This is a genomic window from Actinophytocola sp., assembly GCF_050699915.1.
In the GTDB taxonomy this organism is placed as follows: domain Bacteria; phylum Actinomycetota; class Actinomycetes; order Mycobacteriales; family Pseudonocardiaceae; genus Actinophytocola.
Map to the genome: position 1 here is coordinate 1 of NZ_JBOHGA010000120.1, position 18655 is coordinate 18655.

18 protein-coding genes are annotated in these 18655 nt (G+C 71.9%); 10 read left to right on the forward strand and 8 right to left on the reverse strand.

Annotated elements, in window-relative coordinates; all coding sequences use genetic code 11:
* Positions 1-408: DNA glycosylase AlkZ-like family protein (locus ACRDSK_RS20505; protein ID WP_431442820.1), on the reverse strand; the 408-nt coding region annotated here is incomplete at its 3' end.
* Between the two features lie 95 nt (positions 409-503).
* Between ACRDSK_RS20505 and ACRDSK_RS20510 the strand changes: the two genes are divergently transcribed.
* The gene (locus ACRDSK_RS20510; RefSeq protein WP_431442821.1) at positions 504-707 is read left to right on the forward strand and encodes a three-helix bundle dimerization domain-containing protein; all 204 of its coding nucleotides are present in this window, start codon (positions 504-506) and stop codon (positions 705-707) included.
* Between the two features lie 103 nt (positions 708-810).
* Positions 811-1947 (forward strand): serine hydrolase domain-containing protein, encoded by a 1137-nt coding sequence (locus ACRDSK_RS20515; RefSeq protein ID WP_431442822.1) that lies wholly within the window; start codon positions 811-813, stop codon positions 1945-1947.
* A 69-nt stretch (positions 1948-2016) separates the two neighbouring features.
* Here the strand turns inward: ACRDSK_RS20515 and ACRDSK_RS20520 are convergent, their stop codons facing one another.
* The gene (locus tag ACRDSK_RS20520) at positions 2017-2415 is read right to left on the reverse strand and encodes a histone-like nucleoid-structuring protein Lsr2 (protein WP_431442824.1); all 399 of its coding nucleotides are present in this window, start codon (positions 2413-2415) and stop codon (positions 2017-2019) included.
* A gap of 322 nt (positions 2416-2737) precedes the next feature.
* Between ACRDSK_RS20520 and ACRDSK_RS20525 the strand changes: the two genes are divergently transcribed.
* The gene (locus ACRDSK_RS20525; RefSeq protein ID WP_431442825.1) at positions 2738-3784 is read left to right on the forward strand and encodes a DUF2330 domain-containing protein; all 1047 of its coding nucleotides are present in this window, start codon (positions 2738-2740) and stop codon (positions 3782-3784) included.
* 94 nt (positions 3785-3878) lie between these two features.
* A complete protein-coding gene (locus tag ACRDSK_RS20530) occupies positions 3879-4727 on the forward strand; it encodes a sulfite exporter TauE/SafE family protein (protein ID WP_431442826.1) in 849 nt (282 codons plus the stop codon).
* Positions 4728-4759: 32 nt separating this feature from the next.
* Here ACRDSK_RS20530 and ACRDSK_RS20535 read toward each other — a convergent pair whose 3' ends face one another.
* The 3 genes from ACRDSK_RS20535 to ACRDSK_RS20545 form a co-directional block, all read right to left on the reverse strand.
* The gene (locus ACRDSK_RS20535; RefSeq protein WP_431442827.1) at positions 4760-5011 is read right to left on the reverse strand and encodes a WhiB family transcriptional regulator; all 252 of its coding nucleotides are present in this window, start codon (positions 5009-5011) and stop codon (positions 4760-4762) included.
* A gap of 214 nt (positions 5012-5225) precedes the next feature.
* On the reverse strand, positions 5226-6956 hold the full coding sequence (locus ACRDSK_RS20540; protein WP_431442828.1) for a ThuA domain-containing protein: 1731 nt from the start codon (positions 6954-6956) through the stop codon (positions 5226-5228).
* Positions 6957-6967: 11 nt separating this feature from the next.
* A complete protein-coding gene (locus ACRDSK_RS20545; RefSeq protein WP_431442829.1) occupies positions 6968-9784 on the reverse strand; it encodes a carbohydrate-binding protein in 2817 nt (938 codons plus the stop codon).
* Between the two features lie 272 nt (positions 9785-10056).
* On the opposite strand from ACRDSK_RS20545, the gene ACRDSK_RS20550 reads away from it, so the two are divergent.
* Together ACRDSK_RS20550 and ACRDSK_RS20555 are read left to right on the forward strand one after the other, a co-directional pair.
* A complete protein-coding gene (locus tag ACRDSK_RS20550) occupies positions 10057-11382 on the forward strand; it encodes a DUF1800 domain-containing protein (RefSeq protein WP_431442830.1) in 1326 nt (441 codons plus the stop codon).
* The gene (locus ACRDSK_RS20555) at positions 11379-12641 is read left to right on the forward strand and encodes a DUF1501 domain-containing protein (protein WP_431442831.1); all 1263 of its coding nucleotides are present in this window, start codon (positions 11379-11381) and stop codon (positions 12639-12641) included. Before ACRDSK_RS20550 ends, ACRDSK_RS20555 begins: the two co-directional genes overlap by 4 nt.
* Before the next feature lie 32 nt (positions 12642-12673).
* Here the strand turns inward: ACRDSK_RS20555 and ACRDSK_RS20560 are convergent, their stop codons facing one another.
* Positions 12674-14011, reverse strand: coding sequence for a sensor histidine kinase (locus ACRDSK_RS20560; RefSeq protein ID WP_431442832.1), 1338 nt, complete (start codon positions 14009-14011; stop codon positions 12674-12676).
* Entirely contained in the window at positions 14008-14682 is a 675-nt protein-coding gene (locus tag ACRDSK_RS20565) for a response regulator transcription factor (protein ID WP_431442833.1), read from the reverse strand. The genes ACRDSK_RS20560 and ACRDSK_RS20565 overlap by 4 nt, the downstream gene beginning before the upstream one ends.
* A 292-nt stretch (positions 14683-14974) precedes the next feature.
* Between ACRDSK_RS20565 and ACRDSK_RS20570 the strand changes: the two genes are divergently transcribed.
* From ACRDSK_RS20570 to ACRDSK_RS20585, 4 genes are all read left to right on the forward strand, one after another.
* Positions 14975-15214: a hypothetical protein gene (locus ACRDSK_RS20570; RefSeq protein ID WP_431442834.1), complete on the forward strand. Its 240-nt coding sequence runs from the start codon at positions 14975-14977 to the stop codon at positions 15212-15214.
* A 69-nt stretch (positions 15215-15283) separates the two neighbouring features.
* Positions 15284-16981 carry a dihydroxy-acid dehydratase gene (gene ilvD, locus ACRDSK_RS20575; protein ID WP_431442835.1) on the forward strand — a complete coding sequence of 566 codons (1698 nt, stop codon included), beginning with the start codon at positions 15284-15286 and terminating at the stop codon, positions 16979-16981.
* Positions 16982-17020: 39 nt separating this feature from the next.
* Positions 17021-17209, forward strand: a complete 189-nt coding sequence (locus ACRDSK_RS20580; protein ID WP_431442836.1) for a hypothetical protein — start codon at positions 17021-17023, stop codon at positions 17207-17209.
* A gap of 92 nt (positions 17210-17301) precedes the next feature.
* A complete protein-coding gene (locus ACRDSK_RS20585) occupies positions 17302-17457 on the forward strand; it encodes a hypothetical protein (RefSeq protein ID WP_431442837.1) in 156 nt (51 codons plus the stop codon).
* A 50-nt stretch (positions 17458-17507) separates the two neighbouring features.
* Here the strand turns inward: ACRDSK_RS20585 and ACRDSK_RS20590 are convergent, their stop codons facing one another.
* Complete coding sequence (locus ACRDSK_RS20590; RefSeq protein ID WP_431442838.1) at positions 17508-18422, reverse strand: LysR family transcriptional regulator; 915 nt, start codon at positions 18420-18422, stop codon at positions 17508-17510.
* Positions 18423-18655: the final 233 nt, after the last annotated feature.

The window sequence follows — 18655 nt, forward strand, 5'->3', positions numbered from 1 at the left end:
GCCCAGCTCCGACGCGAGCCGCGGCCGCTCCTCGACGGCGACCCGCGCGGCGGCGACCAGCTCGCCCGGCGCCACCCCGGCGAGCCGGCGGCCGAACTGGCCGAGTGTGACCCGCTCGATGACCGCCTGTGTCAGCGGCCGCAGTGCGAGCGCGTCGCCGGCGGTGAGCAGGTGGATCGTCGAGCGCATGACGGGAAGCCGGACGAGCGCGCGCCGTTCCAGCAGGTCGCCCACCGCGGTCGGGTCGAGCCCCGCGAGCCGGGTCCAGAGTCCGACGTACCAGGAGTGCGGGGTCTGCGCCTGCAGTCCGGCGAGCCGCGAGACGGCGTCGGTCACCGGCAGGTCGGCACGTTCGAGCAACAGCTGCCGGGCCAGGGTTGCCCGGTTCACCGCCCGCCGCGTGAGCACGGGGCGAGACTAGCCAGTTCATCTTGCGTTCACCTGAATGTGTTTGCGTAGTCACGAACCGTCCACCATCGATGTGGAAAGCGTGGTCGATCGCGATGACCGGGACGCTGGAAACTTTGGCCGGTGTTGAGCTGGCGAGGCAGATGGCAGCGCTGAAGCACCGGCTCGGTGCCGAGTACGACCGGGGCACCGTCGACATTCTCGTCGACGCGGAGTGCGCCAGATTCGCCGGCGCCCGTGTCCTGACCTTCGTCCCCATCCTCGTCGAGAGATCGGTTCGCGCGCGGCTCGCCCACTGACGGGCCACGCTTGCCTCGCTCGTCCCCGTGTCGAGAATGGGTTCGGGGCTCCGACTTGGTGCCGGGAGGCGCCGGAGCCCGGCGCCGCGATCGAAGGACTGAGATGAGCGAGCTTGTGAGCGAGACGACGACGCGGGGCGATCTCGCCCAGCGAGTGCGAGAACTTCTCGACGGCATGGTCGAGTCCGGTGCGGAGAACGGCGTGCAGGCGGCCGTCTACCGGCGCGGCGAGCTGGTCGTGGACGTCGCGGCCGGATCGGCCGATCCGGAGCGGGGCCGCCCGGTCACCCCGGACACGGTGTTCTACGCGGCCTCGACGGCGAAAGGCGTCGCCGCGACGGTCGTGCACGTGCTGGCCGAGCAAGGCGTGCTGGACTACGACACGCGGATCGCCGAGCTGTGGCCGGAGTTCGGCGCGCACGGCAAGGACCGGGCCACCGTGGCGCACGCGCTGACCCACAGCGCGGGCGTGCCGGCGCTGCCGAAGGACCTCACCGCGCGGACGTTCACCGACTGGGACGCCATGTGCGAGATCATCGCCGGCCTCGAGCCGCGGTGGGCGCCGGGGGAGCGGACCGGCTACCACCCGATCACGTTCGGCTTCCTGCTCGGGGAGATCGTGCGGCGGGCCACCGGCCGGCCGATCTCCCAGGTGCTCGCCGAGGAGGTCGCCGGGCCGCTGGGTGTCGCGGACGAGCTGTACTTCGGCGTGCCCGCGGCGGCGCACGGCCGGCTGGCCAGGTTCACCGACGACCCCGCCGGCACGGCGATGTTCGCGGCGATGGTGCCGGACCTGCCGCTGTTCCAGGCCGGCCCGCCGGCGCTCGCCCCGAGCGCGACGCTCGCCAACGACACCGCGCTGCTGTCCGCCGACGCCCCGGCGTGGGGCGTACTGTCCGCCCGTGCGGTGGCTCGCATGTACGCCGCACTGCTCGACGAGGTCGATGGCGTCCGCCTCGTCTCGCCTGAACGACTCGCGGCGATGACGACGGTCGCGACGAGCGGCACCGACGAGATGACTGGTGCCCCGGCCCGCTACGGCCTCGGCTACACGGTCGGCACGATCGGCCAGAATCCGGTCGAACCGACGGTTTTCGGCATGGTGGGCGTCGGCGGCAGCGCGGCGTATGCGGACACCGCGTCCGGAATCACCGTGGCGGTGACCAAGAACCGCTTCAACCCCGTCGAGATCGACGCCTACGAACGGGTGCGTGCCCTGGCCGTCGCCGAGCTCACCTGACGCCATTCCGGTCCGCACGGAAAAGACGAAGGGCCCGACCGGAATTCCGGGCGGGCCCTTCGTCTCGGGTCAGCTCTTCTTCGTCCGGGGGCGGCGCTTGGCCGCGCCGTTGCCGGCCTTCGCCGTGGCGTCCTTCTGAGCCTGCCGGTAGGACTCCGCGACGTGGGCGGGAATCCGGCCACGAGCGGCCAGCTCGATGCCGTTCGCCTGTGCCCATTCCCGAATCTGGGTCGCGTCGTTGTTCGCCCCGCCGGACCGGCCGACGCCGGAGCCGCGCCGAACACGCCCGCCCGTGCGGCGGCCCGAATTGACGTACTCCGCGAACGTGTCGCGGAGTCGATCGGCGTTGCCGTCTGTGAGGTCGATCTCGTACATCACGCCGTCCAGCCCGAACTGAACGGTGGAGACGCTGTCCGACGTCGTCCCGTCCAGGTCGTCGACCAGCTGAACAAGAACCTTCTGAGCCATTGCGGAGCACCTTCTGATACGTGGGTGTGAACGCATACTTTTTGATTCACCGCAAACAGTATCAACAATTTCGATCTGGACCAAGTGGACAGTCGAATGTGGTCGGCGGGGCAACGTCCGGACGGCAAGTTGCAGCGCCGCAACCGACGACGTGGCCTGGGATGATCTCTCACCGAACCCACGGAGTGCGGTCGTGCCACTCCCCGGAACCATTTCGGGTGCTGTTCGCCCGATCGTTCCGGACGGTTGCCCGAAAGTGCAGGGTTCGTGACGAACGGGTCACGCCGGAAACCGGGAGCGTAGCCGGGCCCATCCCACGCCCATGCGAACCATCATTGCGAAGCTGCTGCTGTTATCCATCGTGGCGATCGGCGTGCTCGGTATCGGGCCCGGGGTCGCCGGTGCGTGCGCCTGCGGCGCCGTACTCGCCGACGAGCGGCTCCAGGCCGTCCAGGAGACCGCTCTGGTCGAGCTGACCGGCCGTACCGAGGCCGTGACGCTCAACATCGCCACCCAAGCCCAGACCGAGGCGACCGAGGCGGCCTTCCTCATGCCGGTGCCCGCTCGCGCGCGGTTCGAGCTCGCCGACGCGGCGGTGTTCGCCGAGCTCGACGCGATCACCCGGCCGCGCGTCGAGTACCGCGAGGTCGAGGTCGAGGACGGCGAGTCGGGCGGCGGCGCGCCCGACGGCGCGTCGTCGGTGACCGTCACCGACCACACCGAGGTCGGCCCGTTCGAGGTCGCCCAGCTCACCGGCTCCGACTCGACCGCGGTCACCACGTGGTTGGGCGAACACGACTTCGAGCTCCCCGACGACCTCGCGGGCGCGCTCACGCCCTACCTCGCCGAGGGCTGGCTCGTCGTCGCCGTCCGGCTGACTCCCGACGACGCGGCCGCGAACTTCGCCCAGGGCCTGCCGTCGATGCGGCTCACGTTCGACACCGACACTCCGGTGTACCCGATGCGCCTGTCCGCCACGGCCGAGTACGAGCAACCGCTGCGTCTCTACGTGCTCGCCGACCAACAGATGGACGCCGCCAACCCCGCGCCGGAAGGCGCCGAGCCGGAACTGACCTACGCGGGCCGGGTACGGCCGGGCGACCTGGACGACTACCCGGTGCTCGCCCGCACGATCGACGAGCCGCGGTTCCTCACCCGCTACGACGCGACGTTCCAGCCCAGCCTGATCACCGGCGACATCCGGCTGACGCCCGCCGCGGCGGACAAGCCGTACCGCGCCGTAGTCGTGGAGAACCGTTACGTCACCGTGCCTTCGACCGAGAGCATCGTGTTGTGGACCGTCGTCGTCGCCGTCGTGCTGGCCCTGTTGGTGGTCCTGGCCCTGCGGCGGGGCATGTACCGTCCATAGTGGACCGAAATGCACCTTGACACGCTCCCGAACGTCTGTTCGAATAGCCGGGTTTTGTCCGCACGCAGCCGATCCGGCGCGGAAGGAGCGAGTGGTGACCGCGACCGATGTCGCACGGGACGTACTCGTCGGGGTGACCGTTCGCTCGCGGAGCGCGTGGCTCAGGTGGACGCTCGCCGGTCTGGCGGTGGCCACGCTCGTCGGGACCGCGCTCCTCGATCCGGTGCCGGTCGCCGCCGCGCTGGTGACCGGCTTCCTCAACACCGCGGGCGGCGGCGGGGCGGTGGTCACGTTCCTGGCGCTGACGGCGTCGGGTGTGCCGGCTCTCACCGCGCACGCCACGACCCAGCTCGTCACGCCGGCCTCGTTCCTCGGCGGGCTGCGCCTGGTGCGCCGGCATCCGCCGGGCCGGGGCCCGCTGGTGGCCGGCTGCGCGGGCACGCTCGCCGGTGTGGCGGTGCTGACGGTCACGCCGCCGAACACGTTCCAGGCCGTCGCGCCGTGGTGTCTGCTGCCGGCCGCGGGTCTGGTGCTGGCGCAGGAGCCGGTGCGCCGCCGCGTCGCCCGAGCCGGTCGCACTCTCGGCCCGGCGACCACGGCGGCGGCCACGTTCGGCTGCGGGGTGTACGCGGGGCTGATCGGGGTGGGCACCGGCACGCTCGCGCTGGCCGTGCTCGGTCTGGCGCCGCGGTTCGCCGGCATGGCGCTGCGCGACCTGATGCGCACGCGCAACGTGCTGTTGCTGGGCATGGCCGTGTTGGTGAGCGTGGCGTTCGCGGTCACCGGCCTGGTGGACTGGCGGCTGGTGGCGCTGCTGGCCGTGCCCGCCGCGGTGGGCGGCTGGCTGGGCACCCGGCTCGTCGGTCGTCTACCGGTGCCGGTGCTGCAGGCCTTGGTGGTGACCACCGCCCTCGGCGGCAGCGCGTGGATGTTGCTGCGGTGAAGGGCGGTGGCCGGCGTGGTGGTCGGCGCGGGTCAGGCGGCCCGGCGCGAGGGGCGCACGAGCTCGCGGCGCTCGCGTTCGGTGGTGCCGCCGAAGACGCCGTGGTCGAGCCCGTTGTCCACGGCGTAGTTCAGGCACCGCGTCCGCACCGGGCAGCGGGCGCAGACGGCCTTCGCCTCGTCGAGCTGGCGGGCGCCGGGGCCGATCTCGGAAACGGGAAAGAAGAGCTCGGGATCCTCGTCCCGGCAAGCGGCACGGTGCCGCCAGTCGGTGGTCGTGTTCATGGGGTTGTGCCGCCTCCCAACACGGCGTGGGGCCGCCCGCGCGCGAGCGGGCCCGTGAGTAGTCGCTGTCGTGGGTGTGTGCCCCGTCTCGAGGCACGAAGAGATGCCGAGTCGGCTCGGCCATCGTACGTACACAACGCGAAGGGGCGCTTCCGATATTCCACGCACGAGAAAGCCGCCCCGGTTGCCCGGAGCGGCCTCGTCTCTCGTCGTGTCAGCTGCCGATGACCGACAGCTCCCACAGCGAGTAACCCCACGGCGTGCCGCGCTGGGTGCCGTGCACGCGCACGTACCGCGCGGTCGCCGACACCGCGACGTCGTCGGTGCCGCCGTCCCCGGTGGTCGTCGCGTACGCGGTCTGCCAGGTCGTGTCGTCCGCCGAGGTCTGGATCTCGTAGGCCCGCCCGTAGGCCGCCTCCCAGCTCAGCCGGACCCGTTCGATCCGACGGGTCTCGCCGAGGTCCACGGTGATCCACTGTGGATCGGAGAACGCGGAGCTCCACCGGGTCCCGGGGTTCCCGTCGACCGCGTTCGCGCCGGCGTGCGGACTGCCGGACTCCACACTGGACACCGTGACCGGTCGCCCGCGGGCCAGCTCCCTGCCGGGACCACCGGAGTCACGACGGACGCGGATATCGCGGTAGGAGATGTCCATGCCGTCGCCGTCGTTCTGCACACCGACGTGGCCCAGCGCGATGGCCCGGGCGCTCGTGTAGTCGTTGATCTGCACGCCGTTGAGCCAGACCTCGACGCGCTGGCCGTGCACGCCGATCTCGTAGCTGTTCCAGCTGCCCGGCGGGTTCAGCGCCTGCTGGCGCAGCGCGGTGTCGGGCGCCTGGAAGCTGTAGACGCTGCCGGTGGTACGGCTCGGGTCGGCGTCGCTGGCGTCGATCTGGATCTCGTGTCCGGCGTCGACCGGGCGCCACGGATCCCCTTGCGGGTCCGGGAAACCGATGAACACGCCGCCGTTGTCGTCGCCGGGCATCAGCCAGTCGACCTTCAGCGAGTAGTCGCCGAACTGCTCGACCGGGTACCACAGCAGGCCCATGCCGCCGAAGGACGTGAGCGTTCCGTCGGTGAGTGTGAACCCGCCGGGCCCGGCCTGCCGCCACCGGTCAAGGCTCGCCTGCGTCCCGTCGAACAGCCGCGTGTAGCCGGTCTCCGGCCGGCAGTCCGCGGCCACCGCCCGGCTCGCCACCCGGATGCCGCCGAGCAGCATGCGGGTGAAGCGCGGATCCGAGTACGACTCCGTGGTGTGGCCGAGTCCGGTGTACCAGGCGCGGCCGGCGCCCACGTCGTGGCACCAGGTGATCGGGTGGTCGCCGTTCATGCTGCCGCCGCTGTAGGACGACTCGTCGAGGCTCGCCAGCACCTTGACCGCGGCGCGCGGGTTGGTGCGGTAGTTGTACCACTCGTCGAAGCGGCTCCAGACCGCCGGCAGATGCGAGGTGGACGCGTTCGCCCGGTCCTCGATGACGACGGAAGCCTGCTGCTGGTTGGGATGCGAGGCGAACCAGGCGCCGACCAGCTGGCCGTACCACGGCCAGTCGTACTCGGTGTCGGCGGCGGCGTGCACGCCGACGTACCCGCCGCCGCCGGTGACGTAGGACTCGAACGCCGCCTGCTGGGCCGCGTCGAGCACGTTGCCGGTGGTGGACAGCCACACGACTGCCTGGTACCGGGCGAGGTTCTGCGTGGTGAAGGCGGCCGCGTCCTCCGTCGCGTCGACGGCGAAGCCGTTGTCCGCGCCGAGCTGTCGGATCGCCGCGATGCCGGCCGGGATGGAGTCGTGCCGGAACCCGGCGGTCTTGGAGAACACCAGGATCCTCGTCAGTGGCGCGGCCGCGGCCGTCGGCATCGTGGCCGGCAGGTTGAGCGCGCCGGCCGTGATGCCCAGGACGCCGATGCCGCGCAGCACGGCTCTTCGGTTGAGGTCGTGAGTCATGGCAGGGCCCTTCAGCCGGAGAGGGTGAACGTGTCGATGTCGAAAAGCGCGCCCGCGCCGCCGGTGAACACCAGGAACAGCGGACCGCTCGCCGAGCCGGTCAGCGTCGTCGAGACGTTCTGGAAGGTCTCCCAGCCGCCGGTGACCGGCACCGTGACGGACCCCAGCAGCGGCCCGGTGGCCGAGCCGGACCGCACCTGGATGGTGCCGCCCGCGCCGGCCGACGAGATCCGCGCGCTGAACGACCGGGCGCCCGCGGTGTTCACGCCGGCGTAGCCGGCCCAGTCGCCGTTGTCGAGGTAGCCCAACGTGTTCCCGCCACTCGCGCCGGCGTGCGGGGCGACCTGCACGCCGGAGTGGGACGAGAAGGACTCGCCCTCGATGGCGGGCACCGCGACGCCGCCGGTCTCGAGGGTGAACGAGTCCACATCGAACAGGTTGCCCTGGCCGGTGACTCCCTTGAACACCAGGAAGAGCTTCGTCGAGGCCGACGGCGCGTTCGACAGGTTCGTCGAGACCGTGGTGAACGTGTCCCAGCTGCCCGTCGGCGTCACCGCGACGCTGCCGAGCAGCGTGCCGGTCGCCGACCCGGCGCGCACCTCGATCGTCCCGCCTGGGCCGGCCGAGGACACCCGGGCGTCGAACGAGGTGGCGTTGCCCAGCGCGTAGGGCTCGAAGGAGATCCAGTCGCCGTTGTCGGTGTAGCCGACCGTCCGACCACCCTCCGCGGCGCCGTGGTTGGCGAGCTCGATCCCTTGCTGGGTGCCGAAGTGCTCGCCCTGCCGGTGTCGCGGCTGCAGGAGGTGCACGCTGTGCGAGGTCAGGCCGCCCCCGTCGGTGTACTCCGCGTCGAACACGCCGTAGACGTTGGCCGCCGGGTCGTGCTCGCCGTCGACCGGCACCGGGATCGAGCCGGTGCAGCCGTTGCGCGAGGTGATCTGGTGGCGGTGGTCGTCGTGGCCGAGCAGGTAGGTGACCTTCACCCGGGCGCAGTCGATCGTGCCGTCCTCCGGGTCGGTCACGGTGACCTGGAAGGGAACCGTGTCACCGAAGGAGAACAGCTGCCCGTTTGCCGGGGTCGCCAGGTTCACCGTCGGCGCCGTGTTGCCGGCGCTGATCTGCACGTCCGCCGAGCCGGTCAGCCCCTCCGGGTCGGCGACCGTGAGGGTCGCGGTGTAGTCGCCGGCCGCGGTGTAGGTGTGGCTGGGGTTGGCGGCGGTGGACGTACCGCCGTCGCCGAAGGTCCACCGGTAGGTCAGGGCGCCGCCCTCCGGGTCGGAGCTGCCCGCGGAGGAGAAGTCGACGCTCAGCGGGGTCGGCCCCGACGTCGGGGTGGCGGCCGCCTGTGCGACCGGGTTGCGGTTGGTGTTGGCGAGGTACTCGATGCGCCACAGCCCCTGGTTGTTCGCGCCGGTGCCGTAGTCGAGCACGTAGAGCGCACCGTCCGGGCCGAACGCCATGTCCATCACCTGGGTGCCGGTCCACGGGAACGCGCCGATGTCGCCGACGCCGCCGCTGCCGGTCACCTCGATCGCCTTGATCCACTTGCGGCCGTACTCGCCGGCGAAGTACCGCCCGTCCAGTGACGCCGGGAACTTCACCGGCGAGCTGAGGTTGGGGTCGTAGCGGTAGACCGGTCCCCCCATCGGCGACTCCGAGCCGCCGCCGAACTCCGGCGGGGTGCCCGCGTCGCCGCCGTAGCGGATCCAGGACGGTTTCGCCGGCGGCAACGTGGTCTGGCCGGTGTTGCGGAAGGAGTTGTTGGTTGGTCCGCCCGTGCAGTTGTACTTGGCTGCCGACGGTCCACTTGGGAACGTGTACTCGTTGTAGGTCTCGGTCGTCGTGTTCGTGCCTGTGCAGTAGGGCCAGCCGTAGTTGCCCGGACCGGTGATCCGGTCGAACTCGACCTGGCCGCCCGGCCCGCGGTTCGGGTTCGTGCCGCCGGCGTCCGGGCCGTAGTCGCCGAGGTAGACGATCCCGGTCGGCTTGTCCACGCTCATCCGGAACGGGTTGCGGAAGCCCATCGCGTAGATCTCCGGCCGGGTGTTCGCCGTGCCGGGCGGGAACAGGTTGCCCGCTGGGACGGTGTAGGTGCCGTCGGCCTGCGGGTGGATGCGCAGCACCTTGCCGCGCAGGTCGTTGGTGTTGCCCGAGGAGCGCTGCGCGTCGAACTGCGGGTTGCGGTTGGTGCGCTCGTCGATCGGGGTGTAGCTGTCGGACTGGAACGGGTTGGTGTCGTCGCCGGTCGAAAGGTACAGGTTGCCGGCCGCGTCGAAGTCGATGTCGCCGCCGACGTGGCAGCACTGGCCGCGGTCGCCGGCCACCCGCAGCACGATCTTCTCGCTGGCCAGGTCCAGGGTGTCGTCGGTCCGCAGCACGAACCGGGACAGGTACAGCTCGCCCTTCCAGCGGTCCCACTCCGCCTGGTTGCCCTCGGTCGGCGCGTCACCATCCGGTGTGGACAGTCGGGGCGAGTAGTAGAGATAGACGAACCGGTTGCTGGCGAAGTTCGGATCCGCCGCGACGCCCTGCAGACCCTCCTCGTCGTGGGTGTAGACGTTCAGCCGGCCGGCGACCTTGGTGTTGCCGGCCGCGTCGGTGACCCGGACCGTGCCGTCCCGGGCGGTGTGCACCACCGATCTGTTCGGCAGCACCGCGAGCGACATCGCCTCTCCGAGCTCGCCGCCGCCACTCGCGAGCGACACCTGCTGGTAGTCCTCGGGCGGGATGACCGAACCGGCCTGGGCGACCGGGGTCGACACCGCCATGGCGCCCACCAGAACAGTGGTGACCAGTAGGGCGCGGCGCCGCGCTTTCTTGATCGTCATGGTCGTGCTCCTCGCGTGATTCAGTTGTCGCCGAAATCGCGCAGCACGAAGCGCCGACGATTCATCGGATCACTCGCGATGCGCCGCGTCTGGATCGAGTCGAGCAGGGATGTCTTGCAGGGTTACGTCAGATCTTTCTCGTTCCCGACATCTGGTGTCAAGATTTTTCATCCATCCTGTTCAAGATTTTCTTTGCCGTGCCGGCTGAGGGTTTCCTGAAGAAGGTCACGGTTCGGTGGTCGCGGCGTTCGGCGGCCGCCCATGATCGGCTCATGGGCGAAGTCAATGAACGGAGCGCGGTGCGCCGGCTCTACGACCGGTTCGGCTTCGGTGCCACACCGGAGGACCTGGACCAGTCCTTCGCCGGGGCGCTGGACCGGCTGCTCACCGCGCCGCCGGGTGGCGACGCGCCGGCGCCGCCCGACCTGCCGCCGCCACCGCGACCGGAGAAGAAGGGCAAGGGCGACGAGGTCGACAAGGGCGACCCGGAGGTCCGGGAGGCCAAGAAGGCCGCCAACCGTGCGCGTGCCGCACAGCAGAAGGAGCTCGCCGCGTGGTGGCTCGACCGGATGGTGGCCGTCGACGTCGCCACGACGGAACGGGTGACCTGGTTCTGGCACGGCCACTTCGCGACCAGCTCGCAGAAGGTCAAGGTGGCGGCGCTGATGCAGCGCCAGAACGAGACCTTCCGCCGGCTCGGCCAGGGCAGCTTCACCGACCTCGCCCGGGAGCTGATCGTCGACCCGGCGATGATCGTCTGGCTGGACGGCAACGACAACAAGGCCGGCGCCGCCAACGAGAACCTCGCGCGCGAGTTCATGGAGCTGTTCGCCCTCGGCGTCGGCAACTACACCGAGGACGACGTGCGCGAGGCGGCCCGGGCGCTCACCGGCTGGACGGTCGACAAGGAGACCGGTGAGGCCAAGCTGGTGCCCAAGCGGCGCGACGACAAGCCGGCGACGATCTTCGGCAAGGAGGCCGCGTACACTGCGGAGTCCTTTGTGGACCTACTGCTGAGCCGCGAGGAGTCGGCGGCCTTCGTGGTCGGCCGGATGTGGTACCGGCTCGTTTCGCCGACCCCGCCCGACGACGATGCCCGCGCGCGGCTCCTCGCCGCGTACGGCCCGAAGCGGGACATCCGCGCAACGCTGCGGGCGATCGCCGAGGAACCCGCCTTCCGCGACGAGGCCACCACGCTCGTGAAGCAGCCGGTCGAGTGGCTCGTCGGGCTGCTGCGCGCGCTGCGCCTGCGACCCTCCGCGCTGGACGAGAAGGTGCTCGGGAAGGTCTACAAGGGACTGATGGGGCTCGGCCAGGTGCCCTTCCGGCCGCCGAGCGTGGGCGGCTGGCCGTCCGGCGCGTCGTGGCTGACCACCGCGGCCGGCATCACCCGGCTCAGGCTCGCCGAGGCGATCATGAAGCAGGCGAACCTGGACTCGTTGGCACAGAGCAAGGACCGGGTGGAGGGCGTGCGCGAGCTGCTCGTCGTCGACTCCTGGTCGGACCGTACCCGCGCGGCGCTCGGCGAGGTCGCCGCGGACCCAGCCAAGGTGGCCGCCCTGGCGGCGTGCGCACCGGAATACGTGGTGAGCGGATGAACGACCACCTCAACCCCTTGACGCGTCGCCGTTTCCTGACCTGGACCGGGGTCGTCGCGGCCGGCGCGCTGGCCGCCGGCGCCACCCAGGTCGACTGGGACAGCCTGATGTCCGCGGCCGCCGACGAGCCGCTCGACCCGGAGGCCGGGGTGCTCGTCGTCGTCACGCTCTACGGCGGCAACGACGGCCTGAACACGGTCGTGCCGGCGGGCGACAGCGCCTATCAGGACGCCCGTCCGGAGCTCGCCTACCAGTCCGACGAGGTGCTCGACGTCGGCGAGGGCCTGGGGCTCAACCCGGGCATGAAGGGCCTGAAAGGCCTGTGGGACGACGAGAAGCTCGCGATCGTGCGCGGCGTCGGCTACCCGAACCCCGACCACAGCCACTTCCGGTCGATGGGGATCTGGCAGACCGGCTCGCCGGAGTCCTCGGTCCCGACCGGGTGGCTCGGCCGTTGGCTGGACGTCACCGACGGCAACCCGCTGCACGCGCTGGCCATCGATCCGGTGCTGCCGCCGCTGTTCGCCGGCGAGAAGACGGCCGCGGCGTCGTTGCCGGCCGGTGGCCTGGTGCTGCCGAAAGGTGACCTGGGCACGGCGTTCGCCGCGCTCGGCAAGCCCGAGTCGGGGGAGGAGCGGTGGCGGGCGGCCGCGGCCCGCTCGATCGCCGACCTGCACAGCGCGGCGAAGGTGCTCGGCGGGGCCGCGAAGGGTCCGGGGAACACCGAGGGTGAGCAGGACGAGGAGCGCGACAAGGGCGCGTCGGCCGGCGGCGCGGGCGGGCTCGCGGCGCAGCTCGACGTGGTGGCGCGGCTGATCGAGGCCGGCGTGCCGACCCGGGCGTACTCGGTGTCGCTTGGCGGTTTCGACACCCACGCCGACGAGCGGGACACCCAGGAGCGGCTGCTCACTGAGCTGGACAGCGCGCTGACGCCGTTCGCCGAGCGGCTGCGGGGCAGCGACCGTGGCAAGCAGGCCGTGGTGCTCGTGTACTCGGAGTTCGGCCGCCGCGTCCGCGGGAACGGCAGCGACGGCACCGACCACGGCACCGCGGGGCCGATGTTCGTGCTGGGCGACCGGGTGTCCGGCGGCTTCTACGGCGAGCAGCCGAGCCTGACCGACCTGGACGACGACGACCTGAAGTCGACGACCGATTTCCGCGACGTCTACGCCTCGATGCTGTCCGACGTGCTGGGCACCGACCCCGGCGAGGTCCTCGACGGCCACCAGGGCCGGGTGGCGGGACTGCTCGCCACCTGAGCCGAGCGGACCCGCCGTCCTATCTGGACTCCTCAGGGCAGGATCAGCTCGAAGGCCGCGCCGGGCCGGCCGTCCGGCCGGGTGAGGCAGCGCAGGCCGCCGCCGTGGGCCCGGGCGATGCCGCGGGCGATGGCGAGCCCCAGCCCCGCGCCGCCCGATGTGGCGGTGTCGCGTTCGCGGGCGTCGTCCAGCCGGACCAGCCGGTCGAAGATCCGCTCCCGGTCCGCGTCCGGCACTCCCGGGCCGGTGTCGGTCACCAGCAGCCGCGCCGGGCCCGCGCGAGCGACCGAGATCGTCAGCGTGCCGGTCGAGCCCATCGCGCGGCGGGCGTTGTCGACCAGGTTCGCGAGCACCTGCGTGAGCCGGTCCGCGTCGCCGGTCACCCACACCTGCGTGCCGGTCACCTCGGCGGCGATCTCCGGCGCGATCAACCGCACCCGCTCCAGCTGCGCCGACGCCAGTGCCCGCAGGTCGACCGGCTCGGTGCGCAGCGTCAGCCCGGCGTCGATGCGGGCCAGGTCCAGCAGGTCGTCGACGAGGTGGCTCGCCCGCTCCGACTCGCGAACCAGCAACACCGCCAACCGCTCCCGCCGCCGCGGGTCGCTCTCGGCGACGACGGCCTCCGCGGCGGCGCGTACTCCCGCGATCGGCGTGCGCAGCTCGTGCGCCGCGTCCGCCACGAACCGCCGGGTGCGCTCCTCGGACATCCGGGCCGTCCGCTCCGCACCCTCCAGCGCGTCCAGCATCTCGTCGAACGCGGTCGCCGCGCGGCCGAGCTCGGTGTCCGGGCGGGACGGTCGCAGCCGCCCGCCCCGCCGGCCGCCGGCGATCGTGCGCGCCAGCCCGGTCATCGCGTCCACAGGGGACAGTGCCACCCGCATGCCGACGGCCAGGCCGAGCGCGGTGAGCGCGAGCGCGGCCACCCCGGCGATGACGAGCACCCGCTGCAGCGTCCGCTGTGCACCCGACAGCTGCGAGGTGTCGGCGCTGACCACGATCCGGGCGCCGTCCAGCCGCGCCGAACCGCTCAGCCGTGCCCGTGCCTGGCGCAGCTCGCCGCCGGGTTTCACCGGCTGCGCGCCGAGCTCCTCGCCGGACGGCAGCCGCAGCGACACCCGCAGCCCCGGCGCGTCGACCCGGCGGACCAGCGTGGCCGGCGCGACGTCCTGGCGGGCCAGTTGCTTGGCGAGCTGGACCCGGCCGGCGAGCAGTGCGTTGAGGTTCCGCTCGGCCTGCGCGGTGAACACGGCGTTCACGGTGAGCCCGGCGGCCACGAGGACCACGCCGAGCACCCCGAGCGCGGTGAGCGTGACGCGGCGGCGCAGCGAGCCGGTGCGCGTGCCGGTGGGTGTCGTGCTGGGCGTCGTCATGCCGGCTCGTCCCGCAGCACGTACCCGCGCCCGCGCACGGTGTGCAGCTGTCGCGGGCCGTGCTCCTCGAGCTTGCGGCGCAGCGCGCTGATGTGAACCTCGACCAGGTTGGCCGCGTAGTCGTCGTAGCCCCACACCGCGGTGAGCAGCTGTGCCTTGCCGACCACCCGGTCGCGGCGGCGGGCGAGGAAGACGAGCAGCCGCAGCTCGGTCGCGGTCAGCTCGATCGGCGCGCCGCCGCGGTGCACCACGCCCGCCTCCGCGTCGATCACCAGGTCGCCGACCTCGATCACCGGCTGCACGCGGCCGAGGCGGCGCAGCACGGCCTCCACCCGTGCGACGAGCTCGGCCAGCACGAACGGCTTGACCACGTAGTCGTCGGCGCCGCCGCCGAACCCGCGCAGCCGGTCGTCGACCGCGTCCCGCGCGGTGAGCAGCACGACGCCGACCGCCGAGTGCCGGCGGATCAGCTCCAGCAGGGCGAACCCGTCGCGGCCGGGCAGCATCACGTCCAGCACGACCAGATCGGGCCGGAACGTCGCCAGCTGCTGCTCGAGGTCGTCGCCGTCCGGCCGGCCCAGCACGGTGTACCCGGCCTCCGCGAGCGCCGACTCCACCGAGAGCCGGATTGCCTCGGAGTCCTCGACGATCACCACTCGCGCCGCGTCCACCCGATCATTCTCCCCACCCTCCGACCTGCGGGTGTCACTCGGGTGGAGTACCCGCGTCGCCGACGAATTGTCTGGGTAGAAATAGGCGTGATCCAATTGGAACTCCGGTGCGCGAGGTGAACAGGTCTCGCAATTCATTCGGCGTTCTCACCATGCGTAGCAATTTCGGTGCCGTCCACCTGGGACTGACTACTGATCGTGAATATCTCGCTGACCTGCGCCTTCGCTATCATGTGGGGAACCGCGAGAGGCAGGGGACGCCGTGGTGTTGGGAATCTCGAGCTTGGCCGGAATGCTCGCCGACTGGCGGGACACACCGTTGTGGGTGGTCGGGTCGGCCGCCCTGCTCGTGCTCGGCGTCGTGATGTTCTCCACCGCGCGGCGGGCGTTGCGCCGGGCGTCCGAGCGGATCGACACGATCTTCACCGAGGAACTCCGCGAAACTCCGTCCGCCGCCGTACACAGCCTTGCCGACCACCGCGAACCCCTCGTCGAACGTCGTGTCTCCGGGGCGGTGCCTCCTCGCCGTTGAGCCAGGCGGCCCGCCGGGCGCTACCGTTGGACGGAGCCATCCGTCGGGGTCGTCCGGTGAGGAGTCGCGATGGACCTCAAGCATCGCTCACGGTCTCTTGTAGAGGGTCCGGCACGGGCCGGGGCCCGGGCGCAGCTCAAGGGCATGGGCTACGACGCGGAGGCGCTGGCCAAGCCGTTCGTCGGCGTCGCGCACTGCTGGACCGAGACCATGCCGTGCAACTTCACCCACCGCATGCTCGCTTCGTCCATTAAGGACGGTGTGCGAGCGGCGGGCGGTACGCCGATGGAGATCAACACCATCGCCATCTCCGATGGCATCACCATGGGCACGCCCGGGATGCGGACCTCGCTGGTCTCCCGCGAGGTCATCGCGGACTCGATCGAGCTCGTCGCGCGCGGGCACTGCTTCGACGCGCTCGTCGCGGTCGCGAGCTGCGACAAGACGATCCCGGCCGCCGTGATGGCGATGGCCAGGGTCGACGTCCCGAGCGTGCTGCTCTACGGCGGGTCCATTCGGCCGGGGTGCTGGCGCGACCGGGACGTGACCGTGCAGGAGGTCTTCGAGGGGATCGGCGCACACTCCGCCGGCCGGCTCACCGACGCCGAGCTGCTCGAGCTGGAGGAGGCCGCCTCGCCCGGGATCGGCGCGTGCGGCGGGCAGTTCACCGCCAACACGATGGCGATGGTGTTCGAGGTGATGGGCATCAGCCCGCTGGGCTCGGCCATGGTGCCCGCCCAGGACGAACGCAAGGCCGGTGTCGCGGAGTCCGCCGGCCGCCTCGCGATGGACGTGCTGACAACCGATGTCCGGCCGCACGACGTGATCACCCGCGCGTCCATCCGCAACGCGATGGTCGCCGTGGCCGCGTCCGGCGGGTCCACGAACGCCGTGCTGCACCTGCTGGCGATCGCCGCGGAGATGGGTGTGGACGTCACGATCGACGACATGGACGAGATCAGCGCGAAGACCCCGCTGATCTGCGATCTCAAGCCGGGCGGCCGGTTCGTCGCCACCGACCTGTACGCGGCGGGCGGCGTGCCGCTGCTCGTGCGGCGGCTGCTGGAGGGCGGGCTGCTCGACCCGGACGCGCCGACCGTCACCGGCGCCACCCTCGGCGAGGCGGCGAGTGACGCGCCGGAAGCCCCGGGCCAGGAGGTCGTCCTGCCCCTGGACCGTCCGCTGAAGCCGACCGGCGGGCTCGCGATCCTGCGCGGCAACCTCGCGCCGGACGGGTCGGTGGTGAAACTGTCCGGCCACGAGCGACTGTGGCACCGCGGGCCGGCACGCGTGTTCGAGGGCGAGGAGGCGGCGATGGCCGCGGTCCTCGCGGGACACGTCCGGGCCGGCGACGTGGTGGTGATCCGCGGCGAGGGACCGGCCGGCGGGCCGGGCATGCGCGAGATGCTCGCGGTGACCGGAGCGCTGCAGGGTGCCGGCCTCGGCCCGGAGGTCGCGCTGATCACCGACGGTCGGTTCAGCGGCGCCACCCGCGGGTTCATGGCCGGCCACGTCGCGCCGGAGGCCGCGCGCGGCGGCCCGATCGCGGCCGTCGAGGACGGCGACGTCGTCACCATCGACGTGACCGCCCGGCGAATCGACGTGGACCTGCCCGCGGACGAGATCGCGGCCCGGGCCACCCGGTGGCGTGCGGGGCCTAATCCGCACCGAACCGGGGTACTCGCCAAGTACGAGGCACAGGTGGGCAGCGCCAGCACCGGCGCGACCACCAACCCCGCGTTACCCGGCGGCCAACGGCCGTCGTGACGAGAAGCCGTTGGAACCACAACAGAACAAGGAGGCGCCGTGCTCGCCATCATCGCCGCGGTCATCTTCGGACTGGCCCTGATACTCGACCTCGCCAACGCTTCGCTCGGCGACACGATCACCGGCGGCACGCTGCTCGTCGCCGGCCTGTTGTGCGTCGCGCTGCACATGGCGGGCGTCGGCGCCAACGTGCGCGGCCGGCCCGTCTCCTGGCGTCGCCGCCGCTGAGGTTTAGACCTGCTCGCAGGCGGGAATTCGGTTTTCGTCGAAGTTCCCGTGAGTCGAAGTCACGACCTCGACTCTCCCCGAAGGAGTCCCCGTTGATCGTTCTTGGCGTGGTGTTACTCATCATCGGATTCATCGCGGGTATCTCGATCCTGTGGACGATCGGCCTCGTTCTGGTCGTCGTGGGCGCGATTCTCGCGATCCTGGGCGGCACCGGCCGTCGCGTCGGCGGGCGTCCGCACTGGTACTGACACATGACCTACTGATCCACATTGGATCGACCGCGCGGCCGGTCTCGACCTCACGGGTCGAGGCCGGCCGCTTCTCGTAGTGCCTCGGCCAGCCGGGCCGCCGGTTCGGTCAGCGGTCCCGGCAGGCGCGCCAGGATGATCCGGCGCCGTTCCTTCGGTCCGCCGTGCACCGACAGCACCCGAACGCCGGGCGGAGCGGCCGGGGCGAGCGACGGCGGAATCGTGGTGATCCCGCAGCCGGCGGCGACCAGGCTCAGCTTGGCGAGCCAGTCCCGGGCGGTGTGCGCGATCTCCGGCCGCTCGTCCAGACCCGGCCAGGCACCCATCAGCTTCTCCTCGCCCGACGACGGGCTCGCCACCCACCGCTGCCCGCGCAGTTCCGCCACGTCCACCGACTCGCGGCCGGCGAAGGCATGGGTCGCGGGCACCGCGATGCGCAGGCTGCGTTCGCCGAGCGTGCGCAGCACCAGCGCCGGCGACTCCCCGTCGGGCGGCCGAAACGGCGGCGCCGAGGCGAGCACCGCGAGGTCCACCGTGCCGGCGCGCAGCGAACGGACGAGCGCCGGCGTCGTGGCCTCCCGGGTCCGCACGGTGATGCCGGGCCGCGTGCGGCGCAACGCGGCCACCGCCCGCGGCACCAGCACCGCGCCCGCGCTGGGGAACCAGCCCAGCCGCACCGTGCCGGCCTCGACCGGGAGGCCGGCCAGCTCGCGCGCGGTCGCGTCGACCTCGTCGAGCACGGTCGCCGCCCGGCGCAGCACGACGTGCCCGGCCGCGGTCAGCCGGACACCTTCTCGTCGGCGCTCCACAAGGGACGCGCCGGCCGCCCGCTCGAGCCCGGCCAGCTGCCGGGACACCGCCGACTGCGTGTAGCCCAGCGCGGTCGCCGCCGCGGTGAACGTGCCCCGCTCGGCCACCTCCCGGAAGACCCGCAGGGCGACCAGCGACACGTCGGAGAAGTCCATGACGTTCACGCATACCACGTGTGCGCAACTCTCGTTGGCCGCATGGACCGTCGGCTCCTAGCGTGGCTGTCATGACAGCCGCACGCATCGCACTGGTCACCGGCGCCAACCAAGGCCTCGGGTACGCGCTCGTCGAGGAGCTGGCCGCCCGCCTGGACCCGGCCGACCTCGTCCTGCTCACCGGCCGCGACCCCGGCCGGGTCGCCGACGCCGCCGCCGGCGCGACCCGGGCC

Excerpts from the sequence above, each read along its gene's own strand:
- ilvD (WP_431442835.1), top strand. The coding sequence starts at position 15,284 with ATGGACCTCAAGCATCGCTCACGGTCTCTTGTAGAGGGTCCGGCACGG.
- ACRDSK_RS20520 (WP_431442824.1), bottom strand. The coding sequence starts at position 2,415 with ATGGCTCAGAAGGTTCTTGTTCAGCTGGTCGACGACCTGGACGGGACG.
- ACRDSK_RS20535 (WP_431442827.1), bottom strand. The coding sequence starts at position 5,011 with ATGAACACGACCACCGACTGGCGGCACCGTGCCGCTTGCCGGGACGAG.
- ACRDSK_RS20550 (WP_431442830.1), top strand. The coding sequence starts at position 10,057 with ATGGGCGAAGTCAATGAACGGAGCGCGGTGCGCCGGCTCTACGACCGG.
- ACRDSK_RS20545 (WP_431442829.1), bottom strand. The coding sequence starts at position 9,784 with ATGACGATCAAGAAAGCGCGGCGCCGCGCCCTACTGGTCACCACTGTT.
- ACRDSK_RS20540 (WP_431442828.1), bottom strand. The coding sequence starts at position 6,956 with ATGACTCACGACCTCAACCGAAGAGCCGTGCTGCGCGGCATCGGCGTC.
- ACRDSK_RS20525 (WP_431442825.1), top strand. The coding sequence starts at position 2,738 with ATGCGAACCATCATTGCGAAGCTGCTGCTGTTATCCATCGTGGCGATC.
- ACRDSK_RS20555 (WP_431442831.1), top strand. The coding sequence starts at position 11,379 with ATGAACGACCACCTCAACCCCTTGACGCGTCGCCGTTTCCTGACCTGG.
- ACRDSK_RS20560 (WP_431442832.1), bottom strand. The coding sequence starts at position 14,011 with ATGACGACGCCCAGCACGACACCCACCGGCACGCGCACCGGCTCGCTG.
- ACRDSK_RS20570 (WP_431442834.1), top strand. The coding sequence starts at position 14,975 with ATGCTCGCCGACTGGCGGGACACACCGTTGTGGGTGGTCGGGTCGGCC.
- ACRDSK_RS20590 (WP_431442838.1), bottom strand. The coding sequence starts at position 18,422 with ATGGACTTCTCCGACGTGTCGCTGGTCGCCCTGCGGGTCTTCCGGGAG.
- ACRDSK_RS20510 (WP_431442821.1), top strand. The coding sequence starts at position 504 with ATGACCGGGACGCTGGAAACTTTGGCCGGTGTTGAGCTGGCGAGGCAG.
- ACRDSK_RS20515 (WP_431442822.1), top strand. The coding sequence starts at position 811 with ATGAGCGAGCTTGTGAGCGAGACGACGACGCGGGGCGATCTCGCCCAG.